This is a genomic window from Kitasatospora sp. NPDC001095 (assembly GCF_053598615.1).
In genome coordinates this window covers 13470-30749 of sequence record NZ_JBSFKQ010000009.1, presented here as the reverse complement: position 1 = coordinate 30749, position 17280 = coordinate 13470, and the positions used below count along the sequence as shown (strand labels likewise).

Sequence of the window (17280 nt, the reverse complement as noted above, 5' to 3'; positions counted from 1 at the left end):
GTAGAGCCGCCTCTCAACTGTTGGTATTCCGCTGTGCTACGCGCATCGACCGGGCGGCAGCTGGGGGCTTTTGACGTTCGATACGTTCCCGAGGGCCTTCCTTGGGGCTGGTCTTACCTTCTCCGTCGTTGACCCGGTTTCGGCGGCGGTGCTTTGCTTCCGGCCGTCGGCAGTGACCGGCCTCCGATCCCCACACCACTGACGGTCCTTGGCGGACCGTCGGCTCGCCGGCCCTGCCGCCGTCGCTCCTCCTCCCACGTCGTCCCCCCACAGTGCCGCCGCGCCGCACCCGGGCGCGGCCGGCACCAGAGAGGAACCCTCACGATGGGCATCTCCCCCACCTCCCGCCGGATGCGGCTGCGGGCCCTGACCGGGCTCAGCGCCCTCGCGCTGGCCGCCGCCGGCTTCGCCGCCGCCCCGGCCGCCCAGGCCGCCCAGGACGACCGCCCGGCCGGCGAGTTCGCCGGGCAGCCGCACCCCTACCGGCACGGCGCGCACCCGACCAAGGAGGCCGGCAACGCGGCCAAGCCGGCGGCCGCCAACCTCCGCTACGGCGGCGGCGTGGACGGCATCGGCGTCACCACCGGCGCGCCGAAGGTCTACCTGATCTTCTGGGGCTCCCAGTGGGGCACCCAGGGCACCAACTCCGCCGGCTACACCACGCTGTCGGGCGACCCGAAGGGCGAGGCCGTCCGGGCGCAGCAGCTGTTCAAGGGCCTCGGCACCAACAGCGAGACCTGGTCCGGCGTCATGACCCAGTACTGCGAGGGCGTCGCCGCGGGCGCGACCAGCTGCCCGACCGGCTCCACCCACGTCGGCTACCCGACCGGCGGCGCGCTGGCCGGCGTCTGGGTCGACGAGTCCGCCGCCGCGCCGAGCCAGGCCATCGGCTTCCAGCTGGCCTCCGAGGCCGTGAAGGCCGCCGGGCACTTCGGCAACACCACCCCCGCCTCCAACCGCAACGCGCAGTACGTGGTGCTGTCGCCGACCGGCACCCACCCGGACGGCTTCAACACCCCGAACGGCGGCTTCTGCGCCTGGCACGACTACAACGGCGACACCACCCTGTCCGGCGGCGCCGCCCCCTCCCCGTACGGTGACGTGGCGTTCACCAACGACCCGTACGTGACCGACATGGGCACCTCCTGCGGCCAGAACTACGTCAACAGCGGCAGCGCGGGCACCCTGGACGGCGTGACCATCGTGTACGGCCACGAGTACTCGGAGACCATCACCGACCAGAACCCGGCGGGCGGCTGGACCGACTCGACCGGCTACGAGAACGCCGACAAGTGCTCCTGGAACGGCGTCGGCGGGACGGGCGGCGCGCAGAACGTGACGTTCGCGACCGGCTCCTTCGCCATGCAGGGCACCTGGTCGAACGGCGTCAGCGGGTGCCAGGTCTCGCACGCGATCGTGCACTGACGGCGCTGAGATCCTGAGCGCCTGAGATCCTGAGAGCCGGAGCGCCGGGGTGGGCCGTACGGGCCCGCCCCGGCGCTTCCCCTCACGGGGGCTTCCCCTCACGGGGGCTTCCCCTCACGGGGCTTCCCGTCACGGGGCAACCAGGCCGAACTCGTAGGCCTGGATGACCAGATGGACCCGGTCGCGGGCGCCGAGCTTGGTGAACAGCCGGGCGACGTGGGCCTTGGCGGTGGCCACGCTGATGGTGAGCTCCGCGGCGATCTCGGCGTTGGACAGGCCCCGGCCGACCAGGGTGAGCACCTCGCGCTCGCGCTCGGTGACGGCCTCGGCGACGGGCCTGCGGGGCCGGGCCGGGCCCTGCGGGCGGGCGGCGAACTCGCCGATCAGCCGGCGGGTGATGCCGGGGGCCAGCAGGGCGTCCCCGGCGGCGACCACCCGGATGCCGTCCAGGATGGTCTCCAGGGAGAGGTCCTTGACCAGGAAGCCGCTCGCCCCGGCGCGCAGCGCGCCGTACACGTAGTCGTCGTCGTCGAAGGTGGTGAGGACGAGGACGTGGGTGGGCAGGTCCGGGTCGGCGGTGATCCGGCGGGTGGCCTCGATGCCGTCCGTACCCGGCATCCGGATGTCCATGACGGCGACGTCGGGGCGCAGCCGGGCCACCAGGTCGACGGCCTCGGCGCCGTCGCCGGCCTCGCCGACCACCTCCAGGTCGGGGGCGTCGGCGATCAGCACCCGCAGGCCGGTGCGGATGAGCGGCTGGTCGTCGGCCAGGACGACGCGGATCACGGCGCCACCTCCAGGGCGGTCTCGGCGGGCGTCCCGCCCGGCCTCTCGGCGGGGGTCCCGCCGCGGGTCTCGGGCGTCCCGTCAGGGGTGTCGGGCGTCCGGCCGGGGGTGTCGGCGGGGACGTGCTCGGGGAGCGGCAGTCGGGCGGCGACCAGGAAGCCGCCCCCGGAGCGCGGGCCGGCGCTGAACTCGCCGTGCAGCAGGGCGACCCGCTCGCGCATGCCGGCCAGGCCGTAGCCGCTGCCGGGCACCGTGGCGGGCACCCCGGCGCCCTGGTCGACGACGGTGACGGCGAGTTCCCGGGATCCGTACTCGACGGTGACGTGGCAGTCGCGGGTGCCGGCGTGCTTGACCACGTTGGTGACCGCCTCCTGGACGATCCGGTAGGCGGCCAGGTCCACCTCGGGCGGCAGGGTACGGGCCGCGCCGCGCCGGGTGAGCGCCACCCGCACCCCGGCGCCCGCCGCCCTCACCACCAGCCGGTCCAACTCGCCCAGCCCGGGCGCGACTTCGAGTGGGGCGGACTCCCCCTCGCCCTCCCGCAGCGCGCCGAGCATCCGGCGCAGCCCGGCCAGGGTCTCCCGGCTGGTGGCCTCGATCGCGGTGAGCGCGTTGCGGGTCTCGGCGGGCTGGGTGTCCATGACCCGGCTTCCCATGCCGGCCTGGATCGCGATGATGCCGATGTTGTGGGCCACCATGTCGTGCAACTCGCGGGCGATCCGCAGCCGTTCGGCGGTGATGGCCTGCTCGGCGGCCCGGCCGCGCAGCGCCTCGGTGTGGGCGCGGCCCTGGTGCACGGTGTTGCCGACCAGCCAGGCGATCAGCACGGTCGCGGCGAAGCCCGCGTAGGCGAGCGGGTTGACGGGGTAGTCCTCGACGGCGCCCCAGGCCAGCAGTCCGGCGAGGGTGGCGAGCGGCAGGGCCAGGGCGCTCAGCGAGACCCGCCGGGAGCGGGTGGCCGCGCAGTAGCCGACCACCGAGTCGGCGATCAGGAACTGGAGCGGCCCGGTCTCCGGGACGCCCCACATCCCGAGCGCGAAGACGGCACCCGCGAGCGCCACCGCGATGGCCAGCAGCGGCAGCCGGACCAGCAGCGCCGCGACCAGGGTGGTGACCACCGCGGTGACCACCAGCGGCATGTCCTCGGGGTTGCCGTGGTAGTCGAACAGGTGGCGCAGCTCGTCCTCACGCGTGAAGAACCGGAACACCACCAGGGACGTCCACAGCGCGCCCACCCACACGCCCGCGGGCAGGCGTCTGAGCAGCGGCGGACGGTGTTCGGTGATCATGACGCGATGGTAGCGGCGGACCGGGAGACGGCACATCGGCCCGGGGGCGTAATCCCCGGGGCCGGTGCGGTGGCCCGCGGTTGTGTCCCACGGCCCGATGTCCGGGGCGGGGCGCGGGCGGCAGCGTTGTCTCCGTGATCGAGATCGAGCGACTGACCAAGCGGTACGGCGCCACCACGGCCGTCGACCGGCTGACCTTCACCGTGCGACCGGGCACGGTGACCGGCTTCCTCGGCCCCAACGGCGCCGGCAAGTCCACCACCCTGCGGATGATCCTGGGCCTCAACACCCCCACCGCGGGCACCGTCACCGTGGCCGGGGTGCCCTTCGCCGGCCGGCCGCGCGGCCTGCGGCACGTCGGCGCCCTGCTGGACGCGGGCGACGTGCACGGCGGACGCAGCGCCCGGGCGCACCTGTCGGCGCTGGCCAGGAGCAACCGCATCCCGCTCCGGCGGGTGGACGAGGTGCTGGCCGAGGTCGGCCTCGGCAACGCCGCCGGGCGGCGGATCGGCGGCTACTCGCTGGGCATGAAGCAGCGCCTGGGCATCGCCGGCGCGCTACTCGGCGACCCGCCGGTACTGCTGTTCGACGAGCCGCTGAACGGGCTGGACCCGGAGGGCGTGCTGTGGGTGCGCGGGCTGTTCCGGCGGCTCGCGGACGAGGGGCGCACGGTGTTCGTCTCCAGCCACATGATGGCGGAGATGGAACACACCGCGGACCGGCTGGTGGTGATCGGACGGGGCCGGCTGATCGCGGACGAGGGCCTGGCGGAGTTCTCAGCCCGCGACGCGGTCTCCTCGGTGGCCGTACGGGCACCCGAACTCCCGTCGTTCGCCGAGGCGTTGCGCGCCGAGGGCGCGGAAGTACGGCTGGCGGAGCCGCGGTTCGGCATCGTCACGGGGATGCCGGCCGCGCGGATCGGCGAACTCGCGCTGCGGCACGGCGTGGTGCTGCACGAACTGGCCGCCCGGACGTCGTCGCTGGAGTCGGCGTTCATGTCCCTGACCGCCGACAGTGTCGAGTACCTGGCTGGAGACGCCCGATGACCACCGTGACTCCCGGCTTCACCGTGACCGCCGGCTTCACAACCGAACCGGCACCGCGCTTCCTCGACCTGCTCGCCGCCGAGTGGATCAAACTGCGCTCGCTGCGCTCCACCTACTGGGTGCTGGTGCTGGCCTCACTGGTGGCGATCGTGATCAACGTGAACGCCGTCCACGCCGACCTGACCTACATCGACCGTCCGCCCGCGCCGATGCCCGGCAAACCTCCGTACACCTATGACCCGCTGTTCCACGGCCTCGGCAGCGCCGCGAGCGACCTGATGGCGATCGCGGCCGGCAGCCTCGGGGCGATCACGGTGTTCGGCGAGTACACCACCGGACTGATCCGCACCACCTTCGCCGCCGTGCCGGACCGGCGCGGCGTGATCGCGGCCAAGGTGCTGCTGATCGGCGGGATCACCGCGCTCGCCGGGACCGTGGTGTCGACGGTCTCCTTCTTCACCATCAACGCGATGCTGGCCTCCCGGCACGTCGGCCTCTCCATCACCGACGCGGGCTGCCTGCGGGCCGTGCTCGGCTACGCGGCGATCGTGCCGGTCTGCGCGCTGATCGGGATGGCGCTGGGCGCGCTGCTGCGGCACGCCACCGCCTCGATCGTGTCGCTGGTGATGCTGATGTTCATCCTGCCGATGATGTTCGGCGGGGACCGCTACCGCTGGCTGAAGGAGATCGGCACCCACCTGCCGATGGCCACCGTGCAGCGGCTCAGCATCAACCCCAACTCCACGACCACGATGGGAAAGTACGCGCCGAGCGTGCTGGACTCGTGGATCACCATGGGGCTGTGGGGCGTGGCCGCGGTGGCGGTGACGGTCGTCGTGGTGCGGCGCCGGGACGTGTGAGGCCCCGCGCTACCCCAGGCCGAGCCGCCGCGCCGTCGCGGCGGGCAGCCGGTACGGGCGCTCGGGCGGCAGCAGCCGCTGCGCCTTCGCCGCCTGCCCGCCGTGGACCAGCGCGGCGATCCGCCGCACCTGCGGGGTGAGGTCGGTGAGCCCGACGACCCACTCCTCGGCGTAGGCGCGGATCAGCCCGCGGCCGATGCCCACCTGGATGCTGTAGTGGTTCAGCGCCGCCCCGCGCAGCGACCGCTCCGGGTCCCACTGCACGTGGACCCCGGCGCGGGCCACCTCGTCCGGGTGCGCGGTGGTCAGGACGGCGCGGGCGAGGGCCTCCTCCCAGCCCTCCCGGGTGATCCGGACCGCCAGCACCCTGGTCTGGCCGGGCTTCTGCGCCCAGTTGCTGCGGTGCATCAGCCAGCGGAACGAGGGCTTGATCCACGTCATCCGGTGGAAGCCGAACGGCGCCACGAACCGGCCCGCCGCCAGTGCCGCGTCGGCGACGGCCGGCGGGTAGGCCTGGTAGAGCACGATCGTCCGCTCGTCGTGGTCGGCGCGGATCTCCCGCAGCGCGGTCATCCCCCGGCACCCCCTTCCCCTCGCCGGCCCCTCCCCGGGCACGCTGCCAGCGCGGGGCGGGGCGGCGCAACGGGATTACGGGGCGCCCGGGGGGCTGCCGGGCTGTGCGGGGGCCGCCCGGCGGTGCGAGGGCTGCCGAGCGGTGACCGCGGCCGCGGCCGTGCCGCTCGACGGCGCTGGTGGACGCGGGGACCGGAAGCCACATCGCGCGCCCGCCGGCCTACGGCTCGGCACCGCAGCGGCGGGCCTTCGGCTCAGGCGGCGGCCGCCTTGGCGCGGAAGGCGCCGAGGGTGGCGGCCGGGACGCCGCAGCCGGGGAGGAAGGACGCGGCGCCGCCGTGGTGGGTGCGGACGCGGTCGATGAACACCGACATGGCCTCGGCCGGGGCCTCCAGGAGGGGCGCGGGGATGGTGAGGTTGCGGCCCTGGGAGTCGGTGACGCGGGAGGTGGTGTGGTTGTTGAGGGCGGTGCGGTGGCGCTCGGCGAGGCCGGCGAAGATCTGCGGGAGGGCGTCGGCGGTGCGGGTGTAGTCCGCGACGATGTGCTCGGCGGGGACGTCGAGGAGATCCAGCAGCAGGGCGGTCAGCAGTCCGGTGCGGTCCTTGCCGGCGGCACAGTGCAGCAGGACGGCGCCGGGGCGGACGGTGGCGTCGACGGCGGCGGCCACCGCTTCGGGCGCGGACTCGGCCAGCAGGACGTAGAAGTCGCCCAGGTCGGCGGCCGTGGCCATGGTGCTCATCCGCGCGGTGAGGGCGTCGGTGGCGGGGTTCACCGGGGCGGCGACGACGGCTATGCCGGCGGCCTCGGCGGCGGCCCAGTCGGCGGGGTCGGTCTCCCGCGGGTCCCGCAGGTCCACGATGGTGCGGATGTCGCAGCCGCGCAGCTGGGTGACGGTGGCCTCGTCGGCGGCCGGGAACGGCTGGGCGGAGCGGTACAGCACACCGGGACGGACCCGCCGGCCCTCGGGGTCGCCGAGGGTGGCGGCGTCGCGGAAGTTGACCAGGGACATGCGGGGCCTTTCGGTGGGGCCGCACCCGGGACTGGACGGGGCTCCGGAGACGGGGGCCCCGGAGGCGGGGCACGGCGGCGACGTCTGGATGTCTAACCCCTCCGGGGGCCGCCCGGCAAGCCCGGACCGGTGCATCCCTCCACCCCACCCCCGTCGGCGGGCCACGGCGACCCGGCGCCGTACGGGCTGCGCGGATCGGCGGGGGTGGCGCGCGCTCCGGCCGTCCGCGACCGCTTGCTCGGGTGGGCCCGCGACCGCTCGACCGGGCCGTCCGGGGCTGTTCGCCCGGGCCGCCCACGACCGCTCGCTCGGGCCGCCGACGCCGTCCCGACCTGGGCGTCCCTGATAAATTCAGCGCCGAAACACCAGGCCGTACGGGGGATGGCAGGACACGGTGATCGAGGGTAACGACCACGACATACCCACCGAGCTGGCCGAGGTCTACCTCGTCCTGCTCGCCGACGTCTCCAGAACCGGCCGGCTGGTGCGCCGCGAGGAGCTGGAGCGCCTGCGCAAGCTCGGCGAGCACTGCGCGGAGGCCGGGTACGGACTGCGTGAGGTGGTCGCGCACTGCCTGGCCGCGGCCCGGCGGGCCTGGCAGACCCTGCCCGGGACGACCGGCGCGAGCAGCGTCACCGAGCTGCGCCGGATGGGCGACGCGGTGCTCGGCGCCACCGACGCCGCGCTGGCCGCGCTGGGGGAGGGCCACGAGCGGGCGCAGCGCCTGGCCGTCCGCCAGGAGGAGGCGGCGCGGCGGGAGTTCATCGACGACCTGCTGTTCGGCCGCAGCGACCTCGGGCTGCTCGCGGAGCGCGCGGAGCGCTTCGGGCTGCGGCTGGCGGGCGCGTACACGGTGGCCGTCGCGGTGGGCGACGAGCCGTTCGCGGACGTGCATCCGCTGGTGCACCGGGTCGAGCGGGAGCTGAGCGGGCGGTTCGGCGAGCGGGACGTGCTGCTGGCCAGCAAGGACGGCCGGCTGATCTGCATCGCCCCCGACGCCGAGCGGGCCTTGCTGGAGGCCTTCGCCGAGCTGGCGCTGCGCCCCGGGCCGGGCTACCAGCCGGTGCGCCGGGTGGCGACGGGCCGCCGGCACTCGGGGCCCAGCGGGGTGCCGCGCAGCTACGAGGAGGCGCTGGACGCACTGGACTACGCGCACCGGCTGGACCTGCCGGCCCGGCAGCTGCGGGCCGAGGAACTGCTGGTCTTCCCGGTGCTGATGCGCGACCGGGCCGCCATGGCCGACCTGGTGCGCAGCGTGCTCGGCCCGCTGACCGAGGCGCGTGGCGGGGCCCGGCCGCTGCTGGACACCATCGTGGTGCATGCGGAGGCGGCGTACGTGAACGCGGAGGCGGCCCGCCGGCTGGGCCTGAGCGTGCGCACCCTGGGCTACCGGCTGGAGCGGATCAAGGCGCTCACCGGGTACGACCCGGCGGACGCGCTCCAGCGCTTCACCCTGGAGACGGCGGCCATGGGGGCGCGACTGCTGAACTGGCCGGAACGATCGCTGTAGTTCCGGTGTGGTTCCGGCCACTGCGGCTGTAGTACCGCTCACTACGGATGCGGTGTCACTCACTACGCTTGCAGTCCCGCCGCCCTGCGGGGCCGCCACCGCGCCCCGCCGCGCCAAACCCGCGGGGCCCCGTTGCGGCCGTCCGACGGTCGTCCTGTTGCCCGGTTGTTGCAGTGTCACGCGGGCCGTGCGTACCAGGGTGTCAAGAGGGCGTAAAGATTGCCGGATCCTGGCAATGTGCGGCCGCGCCCGGCACTGCCATGATCTCCCCGGCGCCGAAGCGCGGCGCCGTCGGAAGGGCGGGGGAGGGTGGCCGGGATGGGGGGATTCTTCGCGGCCGCGCTGGCCTTTCCGACGGCGCTGTTCAGCTTCGCGCTGGTGGTGGTGGTCGGGTACTGGCTGCTGATGCTGTTCGGCGGCCTGGTGCCCGGCGCCGTGCACGGGGGGCACGGCGGCGGGCACCACGTGGACGTCGGGCACGCGGGGCACCACCTGGGTGCCGGGCACGGGGGACACGCCGTACACGTCACGGACGCCGGTCACGGTGGGCACGGTGCCGGGGGGCACGGTGCCGACGGGGGATCCGACCGGAGCGGCTCCGGCCACCACGCGGGCGTGCTGGCCGCGCTGGGGCTGGGCGGGGTGCCCGTGACGGTGGCGGTGTCGCTGCTGGTCGCGCTCGCCTGGTTCGTCAGCCTGGCCGGCACCGTCCTCACCTCGGGGGCACCGGCGCGCGGCGGCGTGTTCGCCGTCGCGCTGGTCGCCTCCTGGGCGGGCACCCGGGCGCTCGTCCGGCCGCTGTCGCGGTTGTTCCCGCAGGACCGGCCGCTCACCCGGGGGGACTTCGTCGGCCGGGTCTGCGTGATCCGGACCGGCCGGGTGACGGCCGACTTCGGACAGGCCGAGGTGACCGCGGAGGACGGCTCCACCGCGACCGTCCAGGTCCGTACGGCGGAGCCCGAACCGGCTCTGACGGCCGGGCGGACCGCGCTGATCTTCGACTACGACGCCGAGGGCGAGCACTTCCTGGTGGCGCCCTTCGATCCGCCGTCCGTCACCTGACGCCTCACCGGTTCACCGGTTCACCGACGCTCGCCCTCACCGTTCACCCCCGCCTTCATCGCACCTCTCTTCTCTCTTCGCTTCTTCTCTTCGCACCAACTCGCCATCTCGTCAAAGGACTCCGTGATGGACACCATCGCCGTGGGTTTCGGCGTGCTCGTCGCCGTCGTGCTGCTCATCCTGCTCGCCATGCTGCTGTTCGTGGGCCGCCTGTTCCAGAAGGTCGAGCAGGGCAAGGCACTGATCGTCTCCCGGACGAAGAAGGTGGACGTGACCTTCACCGGCGCGATCGTCCTCCCGGTGCTCCACAAGGCCGAGTTGATGGACATCACCGCCAAGACGGTGGAGATCCACCGGGCCGGCCGGGACGGCCTGATCTGCCGCGACAACATCCGCGCGGACATCCGGATCTCGTTCTTCGTCCGGGTCAACAAGACCGTCGAGGACGTCATCAAGGTCGCGCAGTCGATCGGCACCGCCCGGGCCAGCGACCCGCAGGCGATCCAGGAGTTCTTCGCGGTCAAGTTCGCCGAGGCGCTCAAGACCGTCGGCAAGCAGCTGGACTTCACCGACCTGTACACCCACCGGCACGAGTTCCGGGACCAGATCATCGCGGTCATCGGCACCGACCTCAACGGCTACACCCTGGAGGACGCGGCCATCGACCACCTGGAACAGACCCCGATGAGCCAGCTGGACGCCGACAACATCCTGGACGCCCAGGGCATCCGCAAGATCACCGAACTGACCGCGATCGAGCACGTGCGCACCAACGAGTACCAGCGCAACGAGCAGAAGGAGATCACCCGGCAGAACGTGGACGCCCGGGAGGCCGTCCTGGAGCTGGAGCGCCGGCAGGCCGACGCCGAGATCCGCCAGCGCCGCGAGATCGAGACCCTGCGGGCCAAGGAGGACGCGGTGATCGCCCGGGTGCAGGAGGAGGAGCGGCTCAACGCCCAGACCGCCTTCCTGCGCACCGAGGAGCTGCTCGGAGTGCAGCGGGAGAACCAGGCCCGCGAGGTCGCGGTGGCGCAGAAGAACCGCGAGCGGGTGATCGCGGTGGAGAACGAGCGGATCGAGAAGGACCGTCTGCTGGAGGTCGTCGGCCGCGAGCGGGAGACCGAACTGGCCACGATCGCCAAGGCGAAGGAGGTCGAGTCCGCCAAGCGCGAGGTCGCCGACGTGGTCCGCGAGCGGGTCGCGGTGGACCGCACCGTCGCCGAGCAGGAGGAGGCCGTCAAGACCCTGCGCGCCACCGAGGAGGCCGAGCGCGTCCGCAAGGCCGTGGTGATCCAGGCCGAGGCCGAGGCGCAGGAGAAGCTCGTCAAGGACATCAAGGCCGCCGAGGCCGCCGAGCAGGCCGCCGCGCACAAGGCCCGCGAGGCGCTGGTGATGGCCGAGGCCCGGCAGCAGGCCGCCGAGCTGGACGCGGCCGCCAAGATCCGGATGGCCGAGGGCGTCCGGGCGGAGGCCGCCGCCGAGGGGCTGGCCCGGGTCCAGGTCCGCGAGCAGGAGGCCGCGGCGGTGGAGAAGGTCGGCCGCGCCGAGGCCGCCGTCCAGGCCGAGAAGGCGAAGGCCGCCGCGCTGGAGATCGGCGGGAAGCTGAAGGCCGAGGCCGAGGGCCTGACCGAGAAGGCCGCGGCGATGGCCAAGCTGGACGAGGCCTCGCGCGGGCACGAGGAGTACCGCCTGCGGCTGGCCGCCGAGAAGGACGTCCGGCTGGCCGGGCTGGACGCCCAGCGGCAGATCGCCGAGGCCCAGGCGGCGCTGGTCGCGGCCGGGCTGGAGAAGGCGAAGATCGACATCGTCGGCGGGGACTCGGTGTTCTTCGACCGGCTGGTGCAGTCGGTGACGGCCGGCAAGAGCGTGGACGCCTTCGTCGGCCACTCGCAGACCGCGCAGACCCTGGCCGGCCCCTGGCTGGACGGGCGGGCGAGCTTCACCGAGGACCTCACCCGGGTGCTCTCCTCGGTCTCCACGGCGGACGTGCAGAACCTGACGGTGTCCGCCCTGCTGATGAAGCTGATCGGCTCCGGGGCCGGCGACCAGGCCGGTCAGCTGCGCCAACTGCTCGACTCGGCACGGAAGCTGGGCGTCGCGGAGACCCCGATCGGGGCACTGGCCGGCGGCCTCGCCGCGGCCAACGGCTCCAAGTGACCGGCCGAGCGGCCACGTCAGCCGACCCAGCCGAGCCCGGCGGCTCACCCGGGCCGACCGTTTCGCCCGAGCCGGGCGGCTCACCCGGGCCGACCGACTCACCCGACTCAACCCGCTTCGACCGAGGAACGTGACCGTGACCGTGGACGCCCTCGACGCCCGGCTCGACGCCGGCACCTACGAGGTCCTGCGCGACCGGCTCGCCCGAGCCGCCGCCGAACTCGCCGACCGGGCCCAGGCGTTGAACGCCCGCCGGGTCGCCGAGTTCGGCGGCGGGGAGCTGCGGCTGGTCGGCACCGGGCGGCTCACCACCGCCCGGGCCTGCCTGCCGCAGGACCTCACCGCCGCCGGCGGGCAGCTGCTGCTCGGCACCCGCCCCGCCCAACCCGCCGACGGCGACGAGGACTTCACCGACGTACTCGGCCTGCACCACCCCGACCTCTCCCCCGCGCCCGCCGAGGGCTCCCTGCTGGACGACCCCCGGCTGCGCCAGGACCTCGCCGACCTGCGCCGCTACTTCCGCGACGCCCGGCTGGAGCGGCTGCGCCCGGTGGACGGCCGGCTGCTCGCCGTCTTCCGCACCGGCCCGGCCGCCACCGACGTCCGGGTGCTGCGCTGGCGCCTGGACGGCGGCCTCGCCGACGGCGCCCGGCCGTCCTACCTGGACGGGCGCGGCGAACGCGACCACACCCCCGCCGACGGCCGGCAGCTGCCCTGGACCGCGCTCACCCGGGACGACCAGCTGCCCGCCGGCCCGGGCCGCCCGCCCCGCGCCGACCTGGCCGGCGAGCTGCTGGTCGGCGTCGACGGCGGCCGACTGAGCATCACCACCCCGGACGGCCGGGAGCTGCACCGCGAGCCGCTCGCCGAGGCCCTCCAGACCCTCGCCGACGCCCGGATCGCCCACGCCCGGATCGGCACCCTGCTGCTGGTGCGCGTGCGCCCGTACCAGGAGGAGACCGAGCGGCACCTGGTGGTCCACCTGCCCACCGGCACCGTCACCCGGATCGACGCGCTCGGCCAGGCCTGCCTTCGACTGCCCGCCGACCAGGGCGTCGCCTTCCCCGGCGGCTGCCACCTGGTGGACGGCACCGTGCGCACCTTCGACCAGCCGGTCGACGGCCTGGTGTACGAGCGCACCGTCGTGTCGCCCAACGGCGAGGACGTGCTGTACGAGTTCCGTTCCCCGGTCGACGGCCGCGCCCTGCTCCAGCCGTACAACAGCGTCCGCCAGGAGGCCGCCGCCCCGCTGCCCTGCCAGGGCTACGCGCTGCTCGCCGACGGCACCCTGATCGCCCTGCGCCCGGCCGAGGACGGGCCGAGCCGACTGCACACCGTCCAGCTCTGGCAGACCCCGTTCACCAGCGAGCGCTTCGCCGCCGAACAGCCTTCCGGCAGCGGTCCGTTGGCCCGGATCGGCAACGCCGACCTGGTCCGCGGCCTGGCCGACTGCCTGGCCCTGGCCCGGCTGGCCGCGGCCGGCGCCGACACCCCGGCCGGCCACCAGGCCGTCCTCGCCGCCTGCACCCGCACCGCCGACCGGCACCACTGGCTCGGCCAGAGCGGCCTCGGCGACCTCGCCGCGCCGCTCGCCGAGATCCGCGACACCGCCCGGCAGGTCGTCGCCGAGTACGAGGCCGTCGCCCAGCTCACCGCGCACGCCGCCCGGCGGACGGACGAGGCCGCCGAGCACGTCGAGGGCCTGCTGCGCACCGCCCGCGGCGAGACACTGGCCGACGCCGCCGAGTGGGTCGACCGGCTGGCCGCTCTGCGCCGCGCCCAGGGGCGCGTCGAGGCGCTGCGCGAGCTGCCGCGCGCCGACGTCCAGCGGATCGACGCGCTCGCCGCGCACCTCGCCGAGGGTCTGGCCGAGGCCGCCGACCGCGCCGTCGTCCAACTCGCCGAACCGACCGCCTTCGAGCCGCACCGGCGTCGGGCCGGCGAACTCGCCGAGCGCTGCTCCGCCATCGCCACCGCCGCCGAGGCCGAGCCACTGGGGCTCGAACTCGGCTCCCAGAGCGAGGCGTTGCAGACCGTCTCGGAGCTGGTCGGCACCCTCGACCTGGCCGACGCCACCACCCGCACCGCGATCCTCGACCGGCTCGCCGACGTCCTCGGCCTGCTCAACCGGGCCCGGTCCGTGCTGACCGTGCGCCGCCGCGAGCTGCGAACCCGCGAGGCCGCCGCCGAGTTCGCCGCCGAGACCGCCCTGCTCGGCCAGGCCACCACCGCCGCGCTCGCCGCCGCCGACACCCCCGAGGCCTGCGACGATCAGCTCGGTCGACTGCTGCTGCGGATCGAGCAGTTGGAGACCCGCTTCGCCGACGCCGACCCGGCCCTCGGCGAGCAGCTCACCGCCCGGCGCACCGAGATCCACGACGCGCTCACCGCCCGCCGCCAGCACCTGCTGGAGGAGCGGGCCCGGCGCGCCGACCGGCTGGCCGCCTCCGCCGAACGCATCCTCGACACCCTGCACCGCCGACTGGCCGCACTGGACTCCGCCGAGGAGATCGAGGCGGCCTTCGCCGCCGACCCGACGGCCGTCAAACTCAGCGACCTCGCAGGGCAGTTGACCGCACTCGGCGACCGGGTCCGGGCCGAGGAGCTGACCGGCCGGCTGCGCGCCGCCCGCGGCCGCGCCCACCGGGCCCTGCGCGACCGCGCCGAACTCGCCGGAGACGGCCCCGGCACCCTGCGACTGGGCCGGCACCTGTTCGCCGTCACCACCCAGCGGCCCGAACTCGCCCTGGTGCCCTGGCGCGGACGCCCCGCCTTCACCCTCACCGGCACGAACTACCGCTCCCCCGTCACCGACCCGGCCTTCGCCGCCACCGAGCGGTACTGGGACCGCCCGCTGCCCTCGGAGACCCCGCGGCTGTACCGCGCCGAGTACCTCGCGGCGAGCCTGCTGTCGGCCGCCGAGGCCGGGTCGCCGCCCGCGGACGGCGACCTGCTGGAGTACGTCCGGCGGGCCGCCGAGCAACGCCCGGACGAGGGCTACCAGCGCGGCGTGCACGACCACGACGCCGCACTGCTGCTCCGCGCCCTGCTCCGGCTCGACGCCGAGGCCGGACTGCTGCGCCACCCGGCGGCCGCCCGGGCGGCCGCGCAGCTGTACTGGGCACACGGCACCGACGAACGGCAGCGGCTGCTCTGGCACACCCGGGCCCGCTCGCTGGGCCTCGCCCGGGACGCCTTCGGCGGCGCCCCGGCAGCGGCCGCGCTGGACGCGCTGGCTTCACTCGCCGACGAACTCACCGCCGCCGTGGCCGACTTCGTCCCGGGGGCGGAGCCCGCCGGGCCCTATCTGGTGGCCGAACTGGCCTCCGCCGCCCCCAGCTTCGCCCACTCGGCGGGCGCCGCCGCACTGCTCGACAAGTTCCGCGCCGCCCCCGAGTCGGCCGGCCTCACCGAGGCACTGGCCGCACTGCCCGAGGAGCCCGCGCTGCTGCCCGTACGGCGCCAACTCGCCACCGCCTGGCTGGAGTCCGGATCCGCCGACGCAGATCCGGCCGACCTCGCCGAGGCCGCCGCCGCGCTGCTCTGCCCGTCCCTGCCGCGCCGGCCCGCCGAGGGGGCCGTGGGCGCCCGGGTCACCGGGCTGCTCGGCGACCACCCGCGAGTCACCGGCGGGGCACTCGACCTGCGGCTGGACGAACTCCTCGCCCGGGTGGAGGAGTTCGAGCAGGTCGAGATGCCCGGCTACCGGGCCTACCAGCGACTGCGCGGCGACCTGCTGGCCGCCGAGCACGCCCGGCTGCGGCTCGACCAGTACCGGCCCGCCCCGCTCAACGGCTTCGTCCGCAACCGGCTCATCGACCAGGTGTACCTGCCGCTGGTCGGCGACAACCTCGCCAAGCAGCTCGGCACCGCCGAGTCCGGCGGGCCGGTCGACCGCAGCGGCCTGCTGCTGCTGGTCTCCCCGCCCGGCTACGGCAAGACCACCCTGGTCGAGTACCTCGCCGAGCGGCTCGGCCTGCTGCTGGTCTCCGTCAGCGGCCCCGCGCTCGGCCACCGGGTCACCTCGCTGGACCCGGCCGAGGCCCCCGACGCCACCTCCCGGCGCGAGCTCGAGAAGCTCAACTTCGCCCTGCACGCGGGCGACAACGTGCTGCTCTACCTGGACGACGTCCAGCACACCTCGCCCGAGTTCCTCCAGCGCTTCATCCCGCTGTGCGACGCCCAGCGCCGGATCGACGGTGTCTGGGACGGCGAGGCCCGCGAGTGGGACCTGCGCGGCAAGCGCTTCGCCGTGGTCATGGCCGCCAACCCGTACACCGAGTCCGGCCGCCTCTTCCGGCTGCCCGGCATGCTCGCCAACCGCGCCGACGTGTGGAACCTGGGCGACGCCGTCGCCGGACGCGAGGACCTCTTCGCGCTCAGCTTCGTCGAGAACGCCCTGCCCGCCAACCCCCACCTCGCCCCGCTCGCCACCGCCGAGCGCGCCGACCTGGACACCCTGCTCGCCCGCGCCTGCGGCCTGCCCGGCGGCACCCTGGCCGGCGCCTGGCCCGCCGCCGAGGCCGAGCGGATGACCGCCGTCCTGGCCGGCCTGCTCCACCTGCGCTCCACCGTCCTGGCCGTCAACCGCGCCTACCTCGCCTCCGCCGCCCAGGACGACCGCACCCGCACCGAGCCGCCCTTCCTCCTCCAGGGTTCCTACCGCAACATGGCCAAGCTCGCCCAACGCCTCGACCCCGCCCTCACCCGCCCCGAACTCGACGCGCTCCTCACCGACCACTACCGCGCCGAGGCCCAGCCCCTGGGCGCCGACGCCGAGGCCCAACTCCTCAAGCTGGCCGAGCTCCGGGGCGTCCTCACCGAGGAACAGGAGGCCCGCTGGGCGGAGCTGAAGCGCTCCTGGCGGTCACGTCCGGACACGGACGCCATCCACAAGTTCGAGCCATAGGCCGGGGCTTGGCGCTTCGCGCTTGGACGGTCGAGGCGATCCGGCCGATCTTTCGCGAGACCGCCCCGCCGGAGGCGGCCGGCCCGCTGTTCACCGTCCACCAGCGCACCACCACCCGGCTCCCGGGGCTGGGCGCGGTGCTCCTGGAGCAGCCGGTGACGCTCGCCGGGCTCGGGATGAGCCGACTGGAGGTGGAACTGCCGCAGGTGAGCGGCACCTTGTGGGTGGGTGCTGCCGACGCCTCTCGCGCCGTGGCGGACCAGGGTGCGGTTCGCGGTGACCGCCACGGTGCCGGTGCCGGGGGTCGGCGCGGCGCGGACCGTCGACCGGGCGGCTTCCTGGGCGGCGCTGCGGGCCTCGGTGCGGATCACCAAACAGGACCGGCCGGTGCTGGCCCACCAGCGGCACCTGGCGCAGCCCCGGCTCGTACCCGGGGAGCGTTCGACCGGGCTGTTCCACCGCTGGGCGCGGCAGTTCTATCCGGGGTTCCACCCCGAACCCGCCGCCGGGTTCCGCTCCGAACTCCAGGGCGAGCCCCAGGCCGGGCCTTCGAGCGGTCTGCGGCCCGAGCCGGACACCGCCGACTGAGCCCCGGCCGGGGCGGCCAGCGACTCCCAGACCGGATCGGGCAGTCCGGGTACGGCTCGCCCCTC

At 74.8% G+C, this 17280-nt stretch carries 12 protein-coding genes; 8 read left to right on the top strand and 4 right to left on the bottom strand.

Annotated elements, in window-relative coordinates; translation table 11 throughout:
- The first annotated feature begins 324 nt into the window (after positions 1-324).
- A complete protein-coding gene (locus tag ACWDBB_RS11000) occupies positions 325-1425 on the top strand; it encodes a hypothetical protein (RefSeq protein ID WP_449789288.1) in 1101 nt (366 codons plus the stop codon).
- 129 nt (positions 1426-1554) lie between these two features.
- Here ACWDBB_RS11000 and ACWDBB_RS10995 read toward each other — a convergent pair whose 3' ends face one another.
- Positions 1555-2211, bottom strand: a complete 657-nt coding sequence (locus ACWDBB_RS10995) for a response regulator (protein ID WP_449789287.1) — start codon at positions 2209-2211, stop codon at positions 1555-1557.
- Positions 2208-3500 carry a sensor histidine kinase gene (locus tag ACWDBB_RS10990; protein ID WP_449789286.1) on the bottom strand — a complete coding sequence of 431 codons (1293 nt, stop codon included), beginning with the start codon at positions 3498-3500 and terminating at the stop codon, positions 2208-2210. The genes ACWDBB_RS10995 and ACWDBB_RS10990 overlap by 4 nt, the downstream gene beginning before the upstream one ends.
- Before the next feature lie 134 nt (positions 3501-3634).
- Between ACWDBB_RS10990 and ACWDBB_RS10985 the strand changes: the two genes are divergently transcribed.
- Together ACWDBB_RS10985 and ACWDBB_RS10980 are read left to right on the top strand one after the other, a co-directional pair.
- Positions 3635-4546 carry an ABC transporter ATP-binding protein gene (locus ACWDBB_RS10985; RefSeq protein WP_449789285.1) on the top strand — a complete coding sequence of 304 codons (912 nt, stop codon included), beginning with the start codon at positions 3635-3637 and terminating at the stop codon, positions 4544-4546.
- Positions 4543-5406: an ABC transporter permease gene (locus ACWDBB_RS10980; protein ID WP_449789284.1), complete on the top strand. Its 864-nt coding sequence runs from the start codon at positions 4543-4545 to the stop codon at positions 5404-5406. The genes ACWDBB_RS10985 and ACWDBB_RS10980 overlap by 4 nt, the downstream gene beginning before the upstream one ends.
- Before the next feature lie 9 nt (positions 5407-5415).
- On the opposite strand, the gene ACWDBB_RS10975 is transcribed toward ACWDBB_RS10980, so the two are convergent.
- Both ACWDBB_RS10975 and ACWDBB_RS10970 read right to left on the bottom strand, forming a co-directional pair.
- On the bottom strand, positions 5416-5979 hold the full coding sequence (locus ACWDBB_RS10975; protein WP_449789283.1) for a DUF4291 domain-containing protein: 564 nt from the start codon (positions 5977-5979) through the stop codon (positions 5416-5418).
- A gap of 254 nt (positions 5980-6233) precedes the next feature.
- Complete coding sequence (locus tag ACWDBB_RS10970; RefSeq protein ID WP_449789282.1) at positions 6234-6989, bottom strand: tyrosine-protein phosphatase; 756 nt, start codon at positions 6987-6989, stop codon at positions 6234-6236.
- Positions 6990-7383: 394 nt separating this feature from the next.
- On the opposite strand from ACWDBB_RS10970, the gene ACWDBB_RS10965 reads away from it, so the two are divergent.
- The 5 genes from ACWDBB_RS10965 to ACWDBB_RS10945 all read left to right on the top strand — a co-directional run bounded on the left by ACWDBB_RS10965 (position 7384) and on the right by ACWDBB_RS10945 (position 17215).
- The gene (locus tag ACWDBB_RS10965) at positions 7384-8499 is read left to right on the top strand and encodes a PucR family transcriptional regulator (RefSeq protein ID WP_449789281.1); all 1116 of its coding nucleotides are present in this window, start codon (positions 7384-7386) and stop codon (positions 8497-8499) included.
- Positions 8500-8817: 318 nt separating this feature from the next.
- The gene (locus ACWDBB_RS10960) at positions 8818-9561 is read left to right on the top strand and encodes a hypothetical protein (protein WP_449789280.1); all 744 of its coding nucleotides are present in this window, start codon (positions 8818-8820) and stop codon (positions 9559-9561) included.
- Between the two features lie 126 nt (positions 9562-9687).
- The gene (locus ACWDBB_RS10955) at positions 9688-11718 is read left to right on the top strand and encodes a flotillin family protein (protein WP_449789279.1); all 2031 of its coding nucleotides are present in this window, start codon (positions 9688-9690) and stop codon (positions 11716-11718) included.
- 136 nt (positions 11719-11854) lie between these two features.
- A complete protein-coding gene (locus ACWDBB_RS10950) occupies positions 11855-16627 on the top strand; it encodes a DNA repair ATPase (protein WP_449789278.1) in 4773 nt (1590 codons plus the stop codon).
- A gap of 228 nt (positions 16628-16855) precedes the next feature.
- Complete coding sequence (locus ACWDBB_RS10945) at positions 16856-17215, top strand: hypothetical protein (protein WP_449789277.1); 360 nt, start codon at positions 16856-16858, stop codon at positions 17213-17215.
- Positions 17216-17280 lie beyond the last annotated feature (65 nt).

Excerpts from the sequence above, each read along its gene's own strand:
- ACWDBB_RS11000 (WP_449789288.1), top strand. The coding sequence starts at position 325 with ATGGGCATCTCCCCCACCTCCCGCCGGATGCGGCTGCGGGCCCTGACC.
- ACWDBB_RS10990 (WP_449789286.1), bottom strand. The coding sequence starts at position 3,500 with ATGATCACCGAACACCGTCCGCCGCTGCTCAGACGCCTGCCCGCGGGC.
- ACWDBB_RS10980 (WP_449789284.1), top strand. The coding sequence starts at position 4,543 with ATGACCACCGTGACTCCCGGCTTCACCGTGACCGCCGGCTTCACAACC.
- ACWDBB_RS10975 (WP_449789283.1), bottom strand. The coding sequence starts at position 5,979 with ATGACCGCGCTGCGGGAGATCCGCGCCGACCACGACGAGCGGACGATC.
- ACWDBB_RS10970 (WP_449789282.1), bottom strand. The coding sequence starts at position 6,989 with ATGTCCCTGGTCAACTTCCGCGACGCCGCCACCCTCGGCGACCCCGAG.
- ACWDBB_RS10960 (WP_449789280.1), top strand. The coding sequence starts at position 8,818 with ATGGGGGGATTCTTCGCGGCCGCGCTGGCCTTTCCGACGGCGCTGTTC.
- ACWDBB_RS10955 (WP_449789279.1), top strand. The coding sequence starts at position 9,688 with ATGGACACCATCGCCGTGGGTTTCGGCGTGCTCGTCGCCGTCGTGCTG.